The sequence below is a fragment of the Nocardioides sp. genome (assembly GCF_030149505.1).
Taxonomy (GTDB): domain Bacteria; phylum Actinomycetota; class Actinomycetes; order Propionibacteriales; family Nocardioidaceae; genus Nocardioides.
Genome location: NZ_JASBRN010000002.1, coordinates 1 through 17,705, shown reverse-complemented (window position 1 = coordinate 17,705; position 17,705 = coordinate 1). Strand labels below are relative to the sequence as shown.

General features: G+C 72.9%; 15 protein-coding genes and 1 pseudogene. 7 read left to right on the top strand and 9 right to left on the bottom strand.

Going from position 1 to position 17,705, the window contains the following annotated elements:
- A partial coding sequence (locus Q1V71_RS00410; protein ID WP_300639126.1) for a helicase C-terminal domain-containing protein occupies nucleotides 1–518 on the top strand: 518 nt, incomplete at its 5' end.
- A gap of 10 nt (nucleotides 519–528) precedes the next feature.
- Here the strand turns inward: Q1V71_RS00410 and Q1V71_RS00405 are convergent.
- The 4 genes from Q1V71_RS00405 to lexA all read right to left on the bottom strand — a co-directional run bounded on the left by Q1V71_RS00405 (nucleotide 529) and on the right by lexA (nucleotide 6,316).
- The gene (locus Q1V71_RS00405) at nucleotides 529–2,223 is read right to left on the bottom strand and encodes an alkaline phosphatase (RefSeq protein WP_300639123.1); all 1,695 of its coding nucleotides are present in this window, start codon (nucleotides 2,221–2,223) and stop codon (nucleotides 529–531) included.
- A 113-nt stretch (nucleotides 2,224–2,336) separates the two neighbouring features.
- Entirely contained in the window at nucleotides 2,337–3,644 is a 1,308-nt protein-coding gene (locus Q1V71_RS00400) for an alkaline phosphatase family protein (RefSeq protein WP_300639120.1), read from the bottom strand.
- 17 nt (nucleotides 3,645–3,661) lie between these two features.
- Nucleotides 3,662–5,443 carry an alkaline phosphatase gene (locus Q1V71_RS00395; RefSeq protein ID WP_300639116.1) on the bottom strand — a complete coding sequence of 594 codons (1,782 nt, stop codon included), beginning with the start codon at nucleotides 5,441–5,443 and terminating at the stop codon, nucleotides 3,662–3,664.
- A 102-nt stretch (nucleotides 5,444–5,545) separates the two neighbouring features.
- Nucleotides 5,546–6,316: a transcriptional repressor LexA gene (lexA, locus tag Q1V71_RS00390; RefSeq protein ID WP_300639113.1), complete on the bottom strand. Its 771-nt coding sequence runs from the start codon at nucleotides 6,314–6,316 to the stop codon at nucleotides 5,546–5,548.
- A gap of 197 nt (nucleotides 6,317–6,513) precedes the next feature.
- Between lexA and Q1V71_RS00385 the strand changes: the two genes are divergently transcribed.
- Together Q1V71_RS00385 and Q1V71_RS00380 are read left to right on the top strand one after the other, a co-directional pair.
- Nucleotides 6,514–7,299, top strand: coding sequence for an SDR family oxidoreductase (locus Q1V71_RS00385; protein ID WP_300639110.1), 786 nt, complete (start codon nucleotides 6,514–6,516; stop codon nucleotides 7,297–7,299).
- Nucleotides 7,300–7,532: 233 nt separating this feature from the next.
- Nucleotides 7,533–7,907, top strand: a complete 375-nt coding sequence (locus tag Q1V71_RS00380; RefSeq protein WP_300639107.1) for a LysM peptidoglycan-binding domain-containing protein — start codon at nucleotides 7,533–7,535, stop codon at nucleotides 7,905–7,907.
- 235 nt (nucleotides 7,908–8,142) lie between these two features.
- Here Q1V71_RS00380 and Q1V71_RS00375 read toward each other — a convergent pair whose 3' ends face one another.
- Nucleotides 8,143–8,508: a hypothetical protein gene (locus Q1V71_RS00375; protein ID WP_300639104.1), complete on the bottom strand. Its 366-nt coding sequence runs from the start codon at nucleotides 8,506–8,508 to the stop codon at nucleotides 8,143–8,145.
- Nucleotides 8,509–8,696: 188 nt separating this feature from the next.
- Here Q1V71_RS00375 and Q1V71_RS00370 point away from each other — a divergent pair, with 188 nt between their 5' ends.
- Nucleotides 8,697–9,755: an ATP-binding protein gene (locus tag Q1V71_RS00370; protein ID WP_300639101.1), complete on the top strand. Its 1,059-nt coding sequence runs from the start codon at nucleotides 8,697–8,699 to the stop codon at nucleotides 9,753–9,755.
- Between the two features lie 30 nt (nucleotides 9,756–9,785).
- On the opposite strand, the gene Q1V71_RS00365 is transcribed toward Q1V71_RS00370, so the two are convergent.
- The 3 genes from Q1V71_RS00365 to Q1V71_RS00355 are packed head-to-tail and all read right to left on the bottom strand — an operon-like array spanning nucleotide 9,786 to nucleotide 13,797.
- Nucleotides 9,786–11,918, bottom strand: a complete 2,133-nt coding sequence (locus Q1V71_RS00365) for an iron ABC transporter permease (RefSeq protein ID WP_300639099.1) — start codon at nucleotides 11,916–11,918, stop codon at nucleotides 9,786–9,788.
- Between the two features lie 7 nt (nucleotides 11,919–11,925).
- Nucleotides 11,926–12,915: an iron-siderophore ABC transporter substrate-binding protein gene (locus Q1V71_RS00360; protein WP_300639096.1), complete on the bottom strand. Its 990-nt coding sequence runs from the start codon at nucleotides 12,913–12,915 to the stop codon at nucleotides 11,926–11,928.
- 30 nt (nucleotides 12,916–12,945) lie between these two features.
- Nucleotides 12,946–13,797, bottom strand: coding sequence for an ABC transporter ATP-binding protein (locus tag Q1V71_RS00355; protein ID WP_300639093.1), 852 nt, complete (start codon nucleotides 13,795–13,797; stop codon nucleotides 12,946–12,948).
- Between the two features lie 162 nt (nucleotides 13,798–13,959).
- Between Q1V71_RS00355 and Q1V71_RS00350 the strand changes: the two genes are divergently transcribed.
- On the top strand, nucleotides 13,960–14,847 hold the full coding sequence (locus tag Q1V71_RS00350) for a bile acid:sodium symporter family protein (RefSeq protein WP_300639090.1): 888 nt from the start codon (nucleotides 13,960–13,962) through the stop codon (nucleotides 14,845–14,847).
- On the opposite strand, the gene Q1V71_RS00345 is transcribed toward Q1V71_RS00350, so the two are convergent.
- On the bottom strand, nucleotides 14,828–15,391 hold the full coding sequence (locus tag Q1V71_RS00345; protein ID WP_300639087.1) for a hypothetical protein: 564 nt from the start codon (nucleotides 15,389–15,391) through the stop codon (nucleotides 14,828–14,830). The two genes, Q1V71_RS00350 and Q1V71_RS00345, sit on opposite strands and share 20 nt — an antisense overlap.
- Before the next feature lie 419 nt (nucleotides 15,392–15,810).
- On the opposite strand from Q1V71_RS00345, the gene nrdR reads away from it, so the two are divergent.
- Nucleotides 15,811–16,350: a transcriptional regulator NrdR gene (gene nrdR / locus Q1V71_RS00340; protein WP_300639084.1), complete on the top strand. Its 540-nt coding sequence runs from the start codon at nucleotides 15,811–15,813 to the stop codon at nucleotides 16,348–16,350.
- A gap of 171 nt (nucleotides 16,351–16,521) precedes the next feature.
- Nucleotides 16,522–17,705, top strand: a pseudogene (locus Q1V71_RS00335) (vitamin B12-dependent ribonucleotide reductase); the annotation flags it as partial.

Sequence of the window (17,705 nt, the reverse complement as noted above, 5' to 3'; positions counted from 1 at the left end):
TGGGGCTGTTCTCCAGCCGGCGGGCCGCGGAGGCGGCGGCCGAGGAGGCGCGGGAACGGCTGCCTCACCTGACGATCCTCGCGCAGGGCGAGGCGCAGCTGCCGGAGCTGCGGCGGCTGTTCGTCGAGGACCCGCACGCGTGCCTGTTCGGGACGCTGTCGTTGTGGCAGGGCCTCGACGTCCCGGGCGACACCTGTCAGCTCGTCATGATCGACCGGATCCCGTTCCCGCGGCCGGACGACCCGCTGATGTCCGCGCGGCAGCGGGCGGCCGACAAGGCCGGCGGCAACGGCTTCATGCAGGTCGCCGCCACCCACGCGGCCCTGCTCATGGCCCAGGGCGCCGGGCGGCTGATCCGCACCACCTCCGACCGCGGCGTCGTGGCCGTGCTCGACCCGCGGCTGGCCACCGCCCGCTACGGCTCGTTCCTCAAGGCCAGCCTGCCGCCGATGTGGACCACCACCGACCCCGCCGTCGTCCGCAACGCGCTCACCCGGCTCGCCGCCTCCGTGAGCTGACCCGAGCCGCTCACCCGCCGACCGGAGCATCCACCTCCTGCACCGTGCTCGTGCCGGTGAGGGTCGCGAAGGACCGGGTCCAGGTGATGGGTGTGGCCGGGTCGGTGCGCGAGCCGATGACGAACCAGTCGCACTGCGTGCGCTCGGCGGTCACGTCGAGCACCGAGAAGCCGTGGTCGTCGAAGTTGAGGTACTTGATGTGCGGGTTGGCCGTGAGGATCGCTTGCTCCGCGGCCAGGTTGACCGGCGAGCGGGACGGGGTGCCGAGGGCGTCCTTGAGGTTGCCCGAGGTGACCGAGGTGCAGACGAACTCCACCCCGGCGGTGGGCGAGAGCGGGTAGGAGCCCACGTCGGTGGGTACCTCGATCGCCCACGCCGAGTGGATGTCGCCGGTGAGGAAGACCGTGTCCTGCACGCCCTGGCCCGCGAGGTGGTCCACCACGGTGCGCCGGTCCGCGGTGTAGCCGTCCCACTGGTCGGCGTTGGCGTAGACCCCGTCCTGCGGCAGCAGCGGTGCCAGCGTGTTGACCGCGGCCACGACGTCGCGGGGGAGCGCGGCGACCTTGAGCGGGGAGAACATCACCGAGGTGCCGACGAGCTTCCACTGCGCCCGGTCCTGCTGGAGGCCCTCGAGCAGCCACCCCATCTGCTCCTCGCCGGTGATGGTGCGCCCGGGGTCGTCGACGCCGGTGTCGGTGCCGACCTGGGAGATCTGCTCGTCCCGGTAGGTGCGCAGGTCGAGCATCGACAGCTCGGCCAACGTCCCGAAGCGCAGTCGCCGGTAGAGCCGGGTCCCGTCGTCGAGCCGCGCGGTACCGTCCATCCGGCACGGCATCCACTCGTCGTACGCGCGGTGGGCGCGGGCGCGCCGCTTCGCGTAGTCGCCCTCGGTCGCGTCGTGGTTCTCCGCACCCTCGGCCCAGGAGTCGTTGGTGACCTCGTGGTCGTCCCACGTCACGATCCACGGCGCGCTGGCGTGCGCGGCCTGCAGGTCCGGGTCGGTCTTGTACTGCCCGTGGCGCTGGCGGTAGTCGGCCAACGTCACGATCTCCCGGTCGGGCTCGTGCGCACGCACGTCGCTGGAGCCGGACTCGTAGAGGTAGTCGCCCAGGTGCACGATGGCGTGAAGGTCGCTGCGCTCGGCGAGGCCGCGGTAGGCCGCGAAGAGCCCGGCCGGCAAGTTCGAGCAGGACGCGAGGCCCAGGCGCAGGTTGGCCGGTGTGGCGTCGGCCGCCGGGGCGGTCCGGGTGCGCCCGACCGGGCTGGTCCGCCCCAGGGCGGTGAAGCGGAACCAGTACCACCGCTCGGGCTCCAGGCCGCGGGCGTCGAGCTTCACGGTGTGGTCGCGGCCCGCGCTGGTGACGAACCGTCCTCGTCGTACGACGCGACGGAAGCGCCGGTCGGTGGCGACCTCCCACCCGACCCGGACCTTCGGGCCGCGGCCCGAGCCCGGGGTCGCGTCGGGGGTGGGGGTGACCCGGGTCCACAGCACCACCGCGTCGGGAAGCGGGTCGCCCGAGGCGACGCCGTGCTGGAAGACCTCGTGCCGGGTCCGGGCGCTCGCGGTCGCACTCGCCGTCGTGGTGGCCGTGGCCGGTGCGCCGCCGCCCGCGGCGAGGGCGACGGCGGCGCCGGCAGCGCCGGTCGCCAGGACGGTACGACGGGGCAGGTGGCTCTCGGTGGTGCTCTGCGGCTTCTCGGTCACGACTGGCTCAACGCTGGCCGACCGGGCGAGGTGACGCCGGGTACCGAGCGTTCACCCGGCGTTCCCGGGGCGGCCGTGCGCACACCCGGTGAGCAGGGTGTGCGTGCACTGCCTCAGAGGCGCGACTTCCCGTCGTAGGCGCGCTTGCCGGTCCGCAGCCCGAAGAAGTCCGCGATCGTGGGCGCGACGTCGACGGTGCGAGCGTGCTTGGGCGAGACCTTGCCCGCCTTGACCACCGGGTGCCCGCCGCCGATGAAGAACGGGATGGCCCTGGTCGCGGGGTGTCCGTGGTTGCCGGGGATGGGGTTGCTCGTGACCGGGTCGGGGTCGGAGAAGCGCCACCCGGCCTGGCAGAAGACCACGACGTCGCCCGCCTCGGGGCCCAGCCGCAGCCACGGGGCACGACGGTCCCAGGCCTTGAGGACACCCGGCGTCGACTCGGCGATCTCGCGGATCCGCACGATCGCCCGCTCTCGCTCGCGGGCGGGGCCGGTCCAGTAGACGAGGTCGGCGCCGCCGTTGTCGCCGATGACGAACTTGCCCTCCAGCAGGGGATCGGCCTCGAGCGGGGCCTGCAGCGAGATCACGTTGGTCGGGACCGACCAGTCCATCGAGTGGTCGGCGAGCACGATGACGATCGACTTCTCCCAGCGGCCGCTGGACTTGAGCGAGTCGATGAACTGGCCGACGAGGGTGTCGGTCTGCAGCAGGGCGGCCTGCCGCATGACGCGCAGCGTGGTGCCGGTGATGTCGGTGTGCCCGACCCGGTCGATGTCTCCGAGGTTGACGAAGACCAGGTGCGGGTCGAGCTCGTCGACCATCGAGGTCAGTGCGTTGTAGGTCAGCAGGTCCGGGGCGTGCTCGGACACCGGGATGTAGAGCTCGGGCTCCCATCGGTGGGTGGCCCGCTCGCCGAAGATGCCGACGAGGTACTCCTTGCTGAGCACCGTGCCGGTGGTCAGGCCGCGGCGGTTGAGCCGCTCGATGACGGTCGGCACCTTGATGTCGCTCGGCAGGTCCATGGTGCGCACCTCGCCGAGCTCGCGGTCGTAGATCGCGTTGGCGGGCACGCCGGAGCGGTCAGGACGCACCCCGGTCATCATCATCACGTGGTTGGGGATGGTCTCCATCACCGGCATCGAGGTCGCCCGCGGCCAGTACATCCCCTGCTCGCGCAGGGCGCGCAGGTTGGGTGTGAGCCCGCTGTCGATCTCGTCGGGACGGCAGCCGTCGACGACGAGCACGTAGCAGCGCAGGTCCTCGGCGCCCTTCACGCGACCCGCCTCGCCGGCCGCGGCGGAACCCGCGGTCGCGGCGACGGCGGAGGAGAAGGCGAGCCCGGAGGCAGCGGTCAGGACGGTACGCCGGGAGGCACGCAGCTCCGCGAGGCGCCGCTCCCGGACCTCGGGTCCGTGCCTCACGTCACCACAGGTGCACATCAGCCCTCCAGCGGGGTGTCGACGGCGGTGACCCGGCCGGTCCCGGCGCGGGTCTCGTAGCTGACCGACCACGTGATCGGGGTGTCGGCGTCGGCGCGGTCGCCGATGACGTACCAGTCCATCTGGGCCCGTGCCGCGGTGATGTCGAGGACGGAGAACCCGTGGGAGTCGAAGTCGAGGTACTTGATGTGCCGGTTGTTGGCGAGGATCGCGGTCTCGACGAGCGGGCTGGCCTGCGGCACGCCGGTGATGTCCTTGAGATTGTTGGACGTGACCGAGGAGCACACGAACTCCACGCCGTAGGAGTCGCCGTAGAGCGGCTGCGTGGAGGTGTCCAGCGGCAGCTCGCAGGCCCAGCCGGAGTGGATGTCGCCGGTGACGAACAGGACGTCCTTGACCTGGTGGTCGCGGATGTGGCCGAGCACCTCGCGCCGGTCGGCGGTGTAGCCGTCCCACTGGTCGACGTTGTAGGGCGCCCCGTCGGCGGGGAGGATCCCGGTCACGTCGTTGATCGGGTCGATGAGGTCGTTGGGCAGGTCGCCGAAGGTGACCGGCGCGATCATCACCGGGTTGCCGATCACCTTCCACTGCGGGGCGTGGTCGCCGCGCGTCAGCGACTCCTTGAGCCACGCCATCTGCTTCTTGCCGGTGATCGAGCGGGACGGGTCGCTGACGGTGGCGTCGACGCCGGGCAGTGCGGCCTGCTCGTCGCGGTAGGTGCGCAGGTCGAGCATCGAGATCTCGGCCAGGTCGCCGAAGCGCAGGCGCCGGTAGAGCCGGGCCCCGTCGTCGAGCCGCGCGGTGCCGTCCATCCGGACCGGCATCCACTCGTCGTACGCGCGGTGGGCGCGGGCCCGCCGCTTCTTGTAGTCACCCTCGGACTCGTCGTGGTTCTCCGCGCCGGCCTTCCACTGGTCGTTGGTGACCTCGTGGTCGTCCCAGGTGAGGATCCAGGAGTAGCGCGCGTGCAGGGCCTGCAGGTCGGGGTCGAGCTTGTAGCTGGCGTGCCGGCGGCGGTAGTCCTCCAGGCTCACCATCTCGTGCGGCGGGTCGTGCGGGCGGACCACCACGTTGTCCTGACCCATGCCGTAGCCGCCGGTGGGGTACTCGTAGAGGTAGTCGCCCAGGTGCAGGATCGCGTGCAGGTCCTGGCGCGCTGCGAGGGCGCGGTAGGGGGTGAAGAACCCGGCCTCGAGGTTGGAGCAGGACACGACGCCGAACCGCAGGTTGCGCGGGGTCGCACGCTCCCCCGGGGCGGTGCGCAGCCGACCCACCGGGCTGCGCTGGCCCAGCGCGGTGAACCGGTAGTGGTACTCGGTCTCCGGCCGCAGGCCCTTCGCGTCCAGCTTGACCGTGTGGTCGCGGGCGGCGCTGGTGCGGAAGCGTCCGCTGCTCACGACCTTCCGGAACCGTGCATCGCGGGCGACCTCCCAGCGCACGGTGACCGGCCCGCCCCTGCCCGAGCCCGGCGTCGCCTCGGGGGTGGGCGTGACGCGGGTCCACAGCAGGACGGCCTCGGGGAGCGGGTCGCCGGAGGCGACGCCGTGCTGGAAGACCCGGTGCTCACGCTTCCCCAGCGTGTTCGTGCCGCCGGCCCGGTCCGCGGTGCCGTCGGCCGCGCGGGCCGGGCTGCTCGCGAGCGCGGCACCCGCAGCGGTCACCGTGGTGGCGGCGACGGCTCCGGTGGCCAGGACCGTACGTCGGGGGAGGGCCTGACCCGGTCGCGCCGGCTCGCTCGACGCGTGCTCGGGCTGCCCGGGGGAGCGCTGGATCGAGGTCACGCCTCATCCAACGACACCCGGCTGGCTACGTCATGGGTTCCGTGATGTGAGCACCATCTGTTCACCTCTCGGACACGCGCCGGCGAGCGGACGTCGTGACCCTCAGACCTTGCGCAGCACCGCCGTGACGATGCCGAGGATCGTGGCGTGCGTGCCGTCGATCGGGTCGAAGGCGTCGTTGTGGGGGAGCAGCCAGACCTGGCCGTTCTTGCGCGAGAGCGTCTTGACCGTGGCCTCGCCGTCGATCATGGCGGCCACCATCTGGCCGCTGTCGGCGGTCTGCGCCTGGCGGATCACGACGTAGTCCCCGTCGCAGATCGCGGCGTCGATCATCGACTCGCCGCGGACCTCCAGCAGGAACAGCTGGCCGTCGCCGACGAGCTGCTTGGGCAGCGGGAAGACGTCCTCGACCTGCTCCTCGGCCAGGATCGGCGCGCCCGCGGCGATCCGGCCCAGGACCGGGACGTAGGAGGCGGCGGGCAGCGAGTCGCCGACCCCGGTCTCGTCGATGCCGGTGTCGTCGGCCGAGGAGATCGAGCGCCGGGCGGCCATCGACTCGGGCAGGAACACCTCGAGCGCGCGGGGGCGGCTGCCGTCGCGCTTGATGAACCCCTTCTCCTCCAGCACCTTCAGCTGGTGGGCCACCGACGAGGTGCTGGTGAGACCGACGGCCTGGCCGATCTCGCGCATGCTGGGCGGGTAGCCCCGCAGCGCGACGGCGTCGCGGATGGTCTCCAGCACCTTGGTCTGCCGAGCGGTCAGACCGCTGGCGTCGGGCGGCCCGTCGGGCAGCGTGGTGACCGCGCCCGGGGTGCCGGGCGTGCCCGGGGTGTCGGTGCTGCCGGTGGCCGGGTCGTCGTGGCTGGTGGCCATGGGTCCTCCAGGGGGTGGCGCGGGTGCGGGCGCAGGTGGGTCCGAGGGGTCGGACCCAGTGGGGTCACGCTAGGCCCCGGGACCGACAATGATCAAACATGTGTTCGAACCGGCGTGTCGCGCCGGTCGCCGGAGGGGCGTGCGACCGGGGGCTGGGACGAGCGGCGTCGCGCGCCGGCGTACGGGAGACTGCCGGCGTGACCGAGCGCAGCGCCGTCGTGACCGGAGGGGCCCGTGGGATCGGGCGGGGCATCGCCGAGCGCCTGGTGCGTGAGGGGTGGTCGGTGGTGGTGACCGACGTCGACGGCGCGGGAGCCGCGGCCACCGCGGACGAGATCGGTGCGGTCGTGGGGCTCGCGCACGACGTCCGGGACCCCGCTACCCACCGGTACGCGGCCGAGGTGGCCGCCGGTCACGGCCGGCTCGCGGCGTGGTTCAACAACGCGGGCGTCGGTGACGACGGTCGGCTCTCGGAGCTGTCCGAGGAGCAGGTGCGCCGCCTGGTCGAGGTCAACGTCCTCGGGGTGCTCTGGGGGATGCGCGCGGCTCTCGACGGCTTCGGCCCCGCCGGGGGCGACATCGTCAACATCGCCTCGCTGTCCGGACTGGGCCCCGTGCCGGGCTACAGCGTGTACGCCGCCACGAAGGCGGCCGCGGTCTCGGCCAGCATGTCCGTGGCTGCCGAGACGCCGCGCTCGGTGCGCGTGCACGCGGTCTGCCCCGACGGCGTGCGGACCGCGATGCTCGACGCCCAGGACCCCGAGGGTCTGGGTGCCGCCCTGGTCCACTCCGGCGGACGCATCCTCACGGTCGAGGAGATCGCCGAGGTCGCCGTGGGGATGGTCGGGTCCTCCCGGGTCGTGCGCACGGTGCCCGTGTGGCGCGGTGCGCTCATGCGCTCCATCTCTCTCGCGCCGGGTCTCGCGGCCCGTGGCACGGCGCTCTTCGCCGCGCAGGGGCGCCGGTCGTTGCGCACGCGCTGACCCGGGTGAGGCGGGCTCGCCCGCAGGGATGAGGTCGAACATCTGTTCGCCCAACCCCTTGATCTCGTTCGAACACCTGATCTACTCTCGTACACGTGTTCGATCGAACTGGTGGTCGATCCACAGCTCCGGAGTCGTCGTCGGTCCTCCCTGACCGGCGTCACACCGGGACTGTCGGTGGCCGTCAGTAGACATCGGTGCGCAGCCCACTCCGCCTTCCCCAGGAGATCCCGATGAGCACGATGGTCCTTCCCGCAGCAGCAGCCCCGACCCGCACCTCCCGCCCCGCGACGTACGCCGACGGCCGTCGCGGTGAGCTGCGGCTGACCCGTCGCGGCCGGCTCGTGGTCTTCCTGGTCGGTCTGCTGGTGGCCGTGGCCGTCGCAGTGGCGTTCGCCGGCGTCTCCGTCGCGACCGCGGAGAAGGGCGAGCCTGCCCCGACCGACGTCATCGTCGTCGGCAGCGGCGCGACCCTGTGGGACATCGCCGAGGCCCGCACCGACGACGGCGACGTGCGCGCGATGATCAGCACGATCCAGGAGCTCAACAACCTCGACGGCGGGATGCTCGTCGCCGGCCAGCGACTGCTGGTGCCCGCGGCCGACTGAGCCCCCGGGACCGCGGGCGCAGCGCCTCGCTGGTCGAGGTGCGGGCGCAGCACCACCGCTGGTCGAGGTGCGAGCGCAGCGAGCCACGAGACCAACAGCACGACACAGACTTCGCCGGTCGCCTCGACCCCGGCCGGCGAAACCACGGGGAAGACGAGGGGCGGGCCCACCCGGGCCCGCCCCTCGGTGGTCTCCGCCAGGCCGCGTGCCAGGGTCCCGTGCCCGGTGCTCGTCGCTAGCGCGCGGCGCGCTTGCCGCCCTTCGGCTTCGGCGCTCGATCGGGGTCGACCGGCTCGCCCAGTGCCTGCGGCGACAGGACGCCGAGCATCCGCAGCAGCCGCACACCCAGCATCAGCCCGGCGAAGAGGCAGGCCACCGCGCCCAGCGAGGCCAGCGCCAGGAACGCCCAGGCGACCTGCTCACCGGCCCGGGCAGCGGCACCGAAGTCGATCGCGGCCCAGACGAGGTAGCCCCAGGCGACCACCAGGGCCGTGATGCCGCCGGTCAGGAGCAGCAGCCGTGGAGAGGGTCGAGAGCGCCGGCGCGGGCCGCGCCGCGACCCGGCCCGCTTCCCCGCACTGCTCCCCGCACTCCCGGCCACCGCGCCATTGTTCCCGACCGGCGCCGCCCGGCCGGGTCGAACCGCCGGGGTGCCGCCGTGCCTTGTGGCCGACGTCCGCCACACCCACCCCTGCACCGTCACGGATCCTCACCCGGGTGTCTCTTGGTCGGTCGGCACGGGACCTCGGTCCCTGACCGGGTGGGGGGTCGCTCGCTACATTCGGGGTCATGCCGGACCAGGGGCAGGTCGATCCGGCGGCGCAGGGCCAGGGCGCGCCGTCGGGCGCGCTCGCGCGCCTGGAGTCGGCGCTCCTCGAGGCGAGCGGCGCCGGCGACGTCGACGACATCGCCCGCGCGGTCCTGGCGGACCTCGCCCTGCTGCCCGGGGTGTGCCGGGTCGGGCTGGCGCTCACCGAGGGCGGGGGACGCCGGTTGCGCTTCACCTCCGGGCCGGACGCGGGTGACCCGGTGCCGGACCAGCCCGAGTGGTGCCACATCGACGCCTACGACGACGTGCCGCTTACCGACGTGGTGCGCACCGGACAGGCCATCCACGCCGAGCTCTCCACGCTCGAGCAGCGGTGGCCCTGGCTGGTCGAGCGGGAGCGCGAGCGCGGTGGGTCCGTGCTCGCGGTGGTCCCGCTGCCCGGCACCGGGTCGCCCATCGGTGGGTTGCTGGTCGTCCTGGAGACGACTCCGGACCGCGGCGCTGCGGGTCCGGACCTCCTCGAGGCGGCGGCCCGACGCACGGCCGAGGCCATCGCCGACGCGCGCTCGCGGCGGTCGAGGGACCTGGTCGAGGAGCTCGCCGAGACCGAGGCGGCTGCCGAGCCCGGTGCCCGCACCGCGAGCCTGCGGCTGCCGCCCGAGCCGACGGCCCCGCGCCGGGCGCGGGCCTTCCTGAGCGAGGAGCTGCAGACCTGGGGCGTCGGCGAGGAGATCGTCGAGACCGCTCAGCTGTGTCTCTCCGAGGTCGTGACCAACGCCGTCAACCACGCCCACACCGTCGCCGACGTGCGGCTCTCGCTGCTCGAGGGTGTGCTGACGGTCCTGGTGCGTGACCGGGGAGCGCAGGGCGACGTGGTGCAGCCGACGCGCGAGGAGGACCCGCTCGCGGTCTACGGCCGTGGCCTGATGCTGGTGGAGGCGCTCACCGACCGCTGGGGATCCGAGCGCGACGCGGGCGGCACGACGGTGTGGTTCGCCCTCGACCTCGACCGCCGCGCCGACGACCTCGCCGAGGAGTGGGGCCAGGAGCGGGGCGAGCAACCGGACGACCCGGCGTAGCGACCGCCGAGCATCCCGGCTCGCCGGACCTCACGCCCGCGAGCGGTGCAGCAGCCAGAGGAAGTACGGCGCGCCGATGGCCGCCACCACCAGCCCGGCCGGCACCTGGGCCGGCGCGATGACGCTGCGCCCGAGCGTGTCGGCGAGCGAGAGCAGCAAGGCGCCGAGCAGCGTGGCGACCGGGAGGACCCGCAGGTGCCGGCCGGAGACCAGGGCGCGGGCGGCGTGCGGCGCGACCAGCCCGACGAAGGCGACGACGCCGACGGCGGCGACCGCCGCGGCGGTGAGGAGGGCCGCGGCGAGGAGGGCGACCAGGCGCAGCCGCTCGAGGTCGATGCCGGCCAGGCGCGGTGTCTCGTCGTCGAGCGCGACCAGGTCCAGCTCGCGGTGCGCCATCCATGCCAGCGGCAGCGCGACCGCCAGCAGCACCAGGACGGGCAGCACCTGGGCCCACTCGCGGTCGTAGGTCGAGCCGCTGAGCCAGGTGAAGATGCGCGGAGTGTTCCACGGGTCGGAGCGCAGGAGCAGGAAGGCCGTCAGCGCCTGGGCGCCGGCGGCGACGCCGATGCCGACCAGCACCAGCCGGTCGGAGTCCAGGCCGCCGCGCCAGGTGAGCGCGTAGACCAGGGCGAAGGCCACGAGCGCCCCGACCGTGGAGCCGACGGCGATCGACAGGCTCGAGACGGCCACGGTGGCGCCCGCGGAGGTGACGACCACGACCGCACCGAGACCGGCGCCGCCGGTGATGCCGAGGATCCCGGGTTCGGCCAGCGGGTTGCGGCAGACCGCCTGCACGACGGTACCGGCCAGCGCGAGGGCGGCCCCGCCGCCGAGCGCGGCGACCACGCGCGGCGCGCGCTCGTCCATCGCGAACTCCACCACCGGGACCGCGACGCCGCGGGCCCAGTTGAGCAGGTCGCCGGTGAGCAGCCAGGTGTAGCCGGCCATGAGTCCCAGCAGCGCCGCGCCGAGGGTCGCGGCGACCAGGACGGTGCAGACCACGGCGTACCGCAGCCGGGAGTGGTGGCGGCCCGGACGGGCCGACGCCGGCCGGCGGGTGGGCCCGGCGTCGCGGGCTCGGCGGGCGAGCAGCACCAGCACGACCGCCCCGAGCAGCGTCGTGGTGACCCCGGTGGGGACGGCCAGGGCGGTCTCGGGGGAGAGCAGGGCCCGCAGGGTCGCGTCGGCGAGCAGCACGAGCAGCGCCCCGACCAGACCCGAGAGCGGCACGAGCACGAGGTGCCGGGAGACCGAGGGCAGGCGCCGTGAGAGCAGCCGCACGGCCGCCGGAGCGCACAGCCCGATGAAGGCCAGCGGGCCGGCGAGGTGGACCGCGGCCGCGCAGAGCGCCACCGCGAGCACGAACCCGGTGACCCGGGTGCTGCGCACCGGCACTCCCAGGACGCGCGCGGTGTCGTCGCCGAGCGCCAGCAGGTCCATGCGCCGCGCGAGCAGCAGCGCTGCCACCAGGCAGGCCGCGACGACGGGGCCCATCCGGGTCACCCCGCCGAGGTTGAGCTGGGTCAGGGTGCCGTTGCCCCAGGCGAAGAGGCCGGTGGTCTCCTGGGCGAAGAGCAGCAGCAGGGCACCGACCGCGGAGCCCAGCGCCAGGGCGACCGCCGAGCCTGCCAGCACCAGCCGGGTCGTGGAGGCCGCCCCGCCGCCGGCCAGCAGCAGGACCAACCCGGCCGCCGCCAGGCCACCGGCGAAGGTGACCATCCCGTCGCCGACGTAGGGCAGCTGGATGCCGAGGGCCGCGACGAGGGTCGCGGCGAAGTACGCGCCCGCGTTGACCGCGAGCGTGTCGGGGGAGGCGAGCGCGTTGCGTGCCAACGAGGCGAACATCGCGCCCGCCGCGCCCAGCGCGACCCCGACGACGATGCCCGCGAGGGCCCGCGGCAGCCGGGAGGAGACGAGGACGTCGTACGCCGAGGACGCGCTGGCGCCGGAGGGCTCGCGCCCCAGCAGGGCCCCCAGCAGGTCGCCGGCGCCGAGGCCGGAGGTGCCTTGCGTGAGGTGCCAGCCGGTGACGACGACCAGGGCGGCGGTGGTGAGCAGCAGGGCCGCGACCGCGCCGAGGACCCCGCCGCCGCCAGGGAGGGCGGCGGCGGGGTCCTCGGTGCGCCGGTCGGCGACCGGTGCGGTGCGGTCCAGCAGGCTCACGGTCGGCTCAGCCCGTCACGGCCGCGACGAAGGCGTCGACGACCTGCTCGCCGGAGCGGGGGCCGCCGAAGGTCCACACGCCCTCGGGGAAGGCACGCAGCCGGTCCTCCTCGACGAAGTCGGCGTTGGTCCACACCCGGTTCTCGGCCAGCTGCGGCAGCCAGGTCTCGGACTGGGTGGCGGTGTGCAGGACCAGCGCGTCGTCGACCTCGGCCAGGCCCTCGACGTCGGTCGAGCCCAGGCCGTACGCCGCGTCGACCTCGCCCTCCCAGACGTTGGTGAGTCCGAGCGCCTCCCCGATCTCCCCGATCCACGAGCCCTGGCCGAAGGGCCGGACCGCGACGGTCGAGCCCTGGGCGTAGGCGTCGAAGAAGGCGAACTCGGTCGTCTCGGGGTCGGCTGCCTCGATGGCCGCACGACCCTCCTCGAGCGCGGCCTCGAAGTCGGCCATGGCAGCGTCCGCCTCGTCCTCGCGGCCGGTGGCCTGGGCGATCAGGTCGAGGGTCTCCTCCATCTGGCCGATCGGGTCCTCGGTGTCGGCGCCCAGGGTGGCGAGCACCGGCACGTCGTACTCCTCCAGCTGCTCGACCACGGCGTCGTCGGGGCCGTAGACCTCGGTGATGACCAGGTCGGGGTCGGTGGCGTAGATCGCGTCGAGGTTGGGCTCGCCGCGCTTGCCGACGTCCTGGGTGTCGGGGTCCAGGGGCATCGAGGAGTTCCAGGTGGTGTAGCCCTCGACGTCGGCGACGCCGACCGGCTCCAGGCCGAGGGTGAGGACGTCCTCGACCATCTGCCACTCCAGCACGACGACCCGCTCGGCGGGGGCGTCGAGCTCGACGGTGCGCCCGGCGGCGTCGGTGAGGGTGATCGGGCCGGCGCTCCCGGAGGACTCGGAGGTGTCGGAGCCGCTGGCCTCGGTCGTGGGCTGGCTGGTGCCGCAGGCACCCAGCGCGAGCAGGGAGGTCGCGGCCAGGGCGGGGAGGAGCGTGCGCTTCATCGGGTGGATGTCCTGTCTTGGTGGTGGTGCCTAGGGGCGCGGGTGGGGGAGGGTGCTGGCAGCACGCCGCTGCCGGTGCCTGCTGCGTGGCTCGCAGCGCACGACCCCGGTCTCGGGGTCGCGGAGGGTGCGGATGGGGAGGCCGTAGACCTCGGAGAGGAGGTCGCCGGTCAGGACGTCCTCGGGGGCCCCGGTGCCGCGCACCCGGCCGCGGTGCAGCAGCACCACGGTGTCGGCGACGGCCGCGGCCTGGTCGAGGTCGTGGAGGACCAGCCCGAGGGCCACGCCGTGGTCGTCGGCGAGGTCGCGGACGAGGTCCAGCACCTCGACCTGGTAGCGCAGGTCGAGGTGGTTGGTGGGCTCGTCGAGCAGCAGCACGCCGGTGTCCTGGGCCAGGCAGGTGGCCAGCCACACCCGCTGCAGCTCGCCGCCGGAGAGCTCGTCGACACCGCGATCGGCCATGCCGGCGACGCCGGTGAGGCTCATGGCGTGGTCGATGGCGGCGCGGTCGGCGGCGTCCAGGCCGCCGAAGCGACGGCGGTAGGGGTGGCGGCCGAAGGCGACGACGTCGCGGACGGTGAGTCCCGAGGGCTCGGGCCGCGACTGGGAGAGCAGGGTCACCCGGCGCGCGAAGTCCTTCCCCGAGAGGGTGGCGGTGGGCGCGTCCTCGAGCAGCACCTCGCCGGCGGTGACTCGGTGCAGACGGGCCAGGGCGCGCAGCAGCGTGGACTTGCCGCTGCCGTTGGGGCCGACCAGTGCAGTGACCTCGCCGCGGACCAGTGCCAGGTCGGCCCCCTCGACGACCGGGGCGTCGTGGCCGCGGTAGCCGAGGGTCAGGTCGCGGCCACGGAGGGCGGGCGCGACGACGTCGGGACCGTTCATATAGGTAAGGCTAGCCTTATTTAGGATCGCCTCACCAAAACGGGTCCGGAAGTCGGGAACTCGTCTTGTCGGCGGCGTACGTCGCGCGGCCGCCACCGAAGGGCCGTCGCTGCGCCTAGGCTGTGGCGCCGGTCACACGGGCCGTGTCGGGAGGAGACCGCGATGAACGACTCCGCGCTGATCAGCGTCGGCCTGCCGATCGCCCTGGCGATCATCATGTTCGGCCTCGGGCTGTCCCTGGAGGTCGCGGACTTCCGCCGCGTCGCCCGCACCCCGCGCGCGGTGCTCGTCGCCCTGGGCATCCAGGTGCTTGTGCTGCCGGTCATCGCCTTCGGCCTGGTCGTCGCCTTCGACCTCGACCCGCTGCTGGCGGTCGGCGTGATGCTGCTGGCGGCCTCGCCGGGCGGCACGACGGCCAACCTGTTCAGCCATCTCTTCCGCGGCGACGTGGCGCTCAACATCACCCTCACCGCGATCAACTCGGTGCTCGCGGCGGTGACGATCCCGCTGGTCACGAACCTGGCGATCGGGTACTTCGACGCCGAGGGCGAGCTGGGCCTGCAGCTGGGCAAGGTGCTCCAGGTCATCGCCATCGTGCTGGTGCCCGTGGCGATCGGCATGCTCGTGCGTCGCGCCTCGAGCGCCTTCGCGCAGCGGGCCGACAAGCCGGTGCGCATCTTCTCGATTGTGGTGCTCGTCGCCGTCGCGATCGGCGCGCTGCTGGGCGAGCGGGAGAACCTCGCCGACTACCTGCGCGACGTCGGCCTGGTCACCGGTCTGCTGTGCGTGCTGAGCCTCGGCCTCGGGTACGCCGGTGCGCGGCTGGCGCGCCTGGACCGGCCGCAGGCCGTGGCCAGCTCGATGGAGGTGGGCATCCACAACACCACCGTGGCGCTGACCATCGCCCTGTCGGTGCTCGACAGCACCGAGGTCGCGATCCCGGCCGCGGTCTACTCGGTCCTGATGTACGTCCTGGCGACCGCCTTCGGGTTCCTCATCACCCGAGGCGCCGGCCGCGGCGTCCGCGGGGTCAGCTCGTCGGCGGCGTGACGGTGTAGGACAGCAGCGTGCCGCCCTGCCCGTCGTCGGTGGCGCCGAGGATGATCTCCCACTCGCTGCCGACGTACTGCACGTAGGAGAGTCCCTCCATCGCCATGGAGTTGTCGCCCTCGGAGTAGCCGGCTCCCTCGAGCGCGGCGGCGGCGTCGGCGAGTGCCTCGTCAGCAGACTGGTCGACGGCGACGGAGACGAACCAGCCGGTCGTGCCGTTGCCGTCGCTCGAGGCCCCCTGGAGGATCTCGCCCTCCAGGACCGGGATGTCCTCGGGGAAGCCCTGGGGCAGTGCTCCCATGCCCGAGGTGAAGGTGCCGTCGCTGGACTCGATGCTCACCGAGCCGTCCCCGGAGTCGATGTCCACGTCGACGCCCTCGGACGACGCGGCGTCCTCGATGGCCCGCTCGACGGCGGACTCGGCGGCTTGGTCGGCGACGTCGTCGGCGCCGCAGGCGGCGGTGCCCAGCAGGAGCAGGAGGGCGCCGGTGGCGGCGAGGGTGGTGCGACGGGAGCGGGGGGTGCGGTGGGGGAGGGCGTGCATGGCGCCGAGTCTTCTCCCGACACCCGCCCGAGGTCGATGAGCAGTTCCTGCTCACCCTCCTGAAAGGTCCTCCAGGGCCGCGCAGGGCCCGACGACGCGCCCCGTCGGGGTGGTCTCGTCCACTCGCGCGAGCCGCTGACCTGCGGTTTTGGCGAAGGTGTGACCTGGACTACCCCAAATGTCGTCGACCGCTTGCGTGCCTGGTGCCAGGGGCGTACGGTTCCCACTACATCTAGTAGTTACACGGATGTAGTTATCCACATCTAGTTCACAGGGCCGGGGTGGATGACCCACACCTCGCCCGTGGTTATGCACAGGTGAGGGCCCGATCTCCACAGCGACTGCACACCCCACCAGGGGTGTCCCAGTCGCGCCCGCAGCACGCCCGCACCACCCTCGCCCCCGGAAGGAGCCCCGCTGTGCACTGTCCCTACTGCCGGGCCACCGACACCCGGGTCCTGGACTCGCGGGTGGCCGAGGACGGCGGGTCGATCCGCCGGCGGCGTACCTGCTCGGCGTGCGAGCGGCGCTTCACCACCGTCGAGCTCATGCAGCTGACGGTGGTCAAGCGCTCCGGCGCCACCGAGCCGTTCGTTCGTGAGAAGGCCGTCTCCGGCGTCCGGAAGGCCTGCAAGGGCCGCCCGGTCACCGAGGACCAGCTGGCCTGCCTGGGCCAGGAGGTCGAGGACGCGCTGCGCACCGCCGGAGCCGCTGAGGTCCCCGCCCACGAGGTGGGCCTGGCGATCCTCGGGCCGCTGCGCCAGCTCGACGAGGTGGCCTACCTCCGCTTCGCCAGCGTCTACCGCCAGTTCTCCTCGGCGGCCGACTTCGAGGCCGAGATCGCCGAGCTCCGCGCCGCGTCGCAGGCACTGGAGCACACGCGCGTCTCGTCGCCGGTTGAGGAGGTTGCGCAGCAACCGTCTCGAAACCAGCGGCCTGCCCCCCAGCCCACGGGCTGACACAGACCGCCCGGCAGGTAGTGGGGAAGCTGCCTGCCGGGCGCACCAACCCTTCCTCACCCCTGGTCCGCCGCCGAGAGCGACGACGGACCGAGCAGCACTGTCGGTGCCCACGGCCAGAGTGGGTACCCGATGACCAACCCCTCCACAGCCGGGAACAGAGGAGTAGCAATGACGGAGACGGTGAGCGGCGCAGGATCGAAGGCGCAGTCCCAGGCACAGCCGGGCAAGGGCCTGTCGATCGAGCGTGTCTTCAGCACCGAGGGGGTCCACCCCTACGACGAGCTGACCTGGGAGCGCCGCGACGTCGTCCAGACCAACTGGAAGACCGGCGAGACGGTCTTCGAGCAGAAGGGCGTGGAGTTCCCCTCCACCTGGTCGGTCAACGCCTCGACCATCGTCACCACCAAGTACTTCCGCGGCGCCGTCGGCACCGACGTGCGCGAGTGGAGCCTCAAGCAGCTCATCGACCGCGTGGTGAAGACCTACACCAAGGCCGGCATCGAGCACGGCTACTTCGCGTCCCCGGCCGACGCGGAGGTCTTCGAGCACGAGCTGACCTGGCTGCTGGTCAACCAGTACTTCTCCTTCAACTCCCCGGTGTGGTTCAACGTCGGTACGCCGTCGCCGCAGCAGGTCTCGGCCTGCTTCATCCTCTCGGTCGACGACTCGATGGACTCGATCCTCAACTGGTACAAGGAGGAGGGCTTCATCTTCAAGGGCGGCTCCGGCGCCGGCCTCAACCTCTCGCGCATCCGCTCCTCCAAGGAGCTCCTCTCCTCCGGTGGCACCGCCTCCGGTCCGGTCTCCTTCATGCGCGGCGCCGACGCCTCCGCCGGCACCATCAAGTCCGGTGGCGCCACCCGCCGCGCGGCGAAGATGGTCGTCCTCGACGTCGACCACCCCGACATCGAGGAGTTCGTGCAGACCAAGGCGCGCGAGGAGGACAAGATCCGCGTCCTGCGCGACGCCGGGTTCGACATGGACCTCGGCGGCAACGACATCACGTCGGTGCAGTACCAGAACGCCAACAACTCCGTGCGCGTCAGCGACGAGTTCATGCGCGCGGTCGAGAACGGCACCGAGTTCGGCCTGCGGGCCCGCAAGACCGGCGAGGTCATCGAGACCGTCGACGCCCGCGACCTGTGGCGCAAGATCGCCACCGCCGCGTGGGAGTGCGCCGACCCCGGCATCCAGTACGACGACACGATCAACGACTGGCACACCAACCCCGAGACCGGGCGCATCACGGCGTCCAACCCCTGCTCGGAGTACATGTCGCTGGACAACTCCTCGTGCAACCTCGCCTCGCTGAACCTGCTGAAGTTCCTCAAGGACGACGACACCTTCGACGC

Bases quoted from the DNA above. Each gene is read 5' to 3' on its own strand.
- lexA (WP_300639113.1), bottom strand. From the start codon at position 6,316: ATGGCCACCAGCCACGACGACCCGGCCACCGGCAGCACCGACACCCCG.
- Q1V71_RS00380 (WP_300639107.1), top strand. From the start codon at position 7,533: ATGAGCACGATGGTCCTTCCCGCAGCAGCAGCCCCGACCCGCACCTCC.
- Q1V71_RS00370 (WP_300639101.1), top strand. From the start codon at position 8,697: ATGCCGGACCAGGGGCAGGTCGATCCGGCGGCGCAGGGCCAGGGCGCG.
- Q1V71_RS00360 (WP_300639096.1), bottom strand. From the start codon at position 12,915: ATGAAGCGCACGCTCCTCCCCGCCCTGGCCGCGACCTCCCTGCTCGCG.
- Q1V71_RS00355 (WP_300639093.1), bottom strand. From the start codon at position 13,797: ATGAACGGTCCCGACGTCGTCGCGCCCGCCCTCCGTGGCCGCGACCTG.
- Q1V71_RS00350 (WP_300639090.1), top strand. From the start codon at position 13,960: ATGAACGACTCCGCGCTGATCAGCGTCGGCCTGCCGATCGCCCTGGCG.
- Q1V71_RS00345 (WP_300639087.1), bottom strand. From the start codon at position 15,391: ATGCACGCCCTCCCCCACCGCACCCCCCGCTCCCGTCGCACCACCCTC.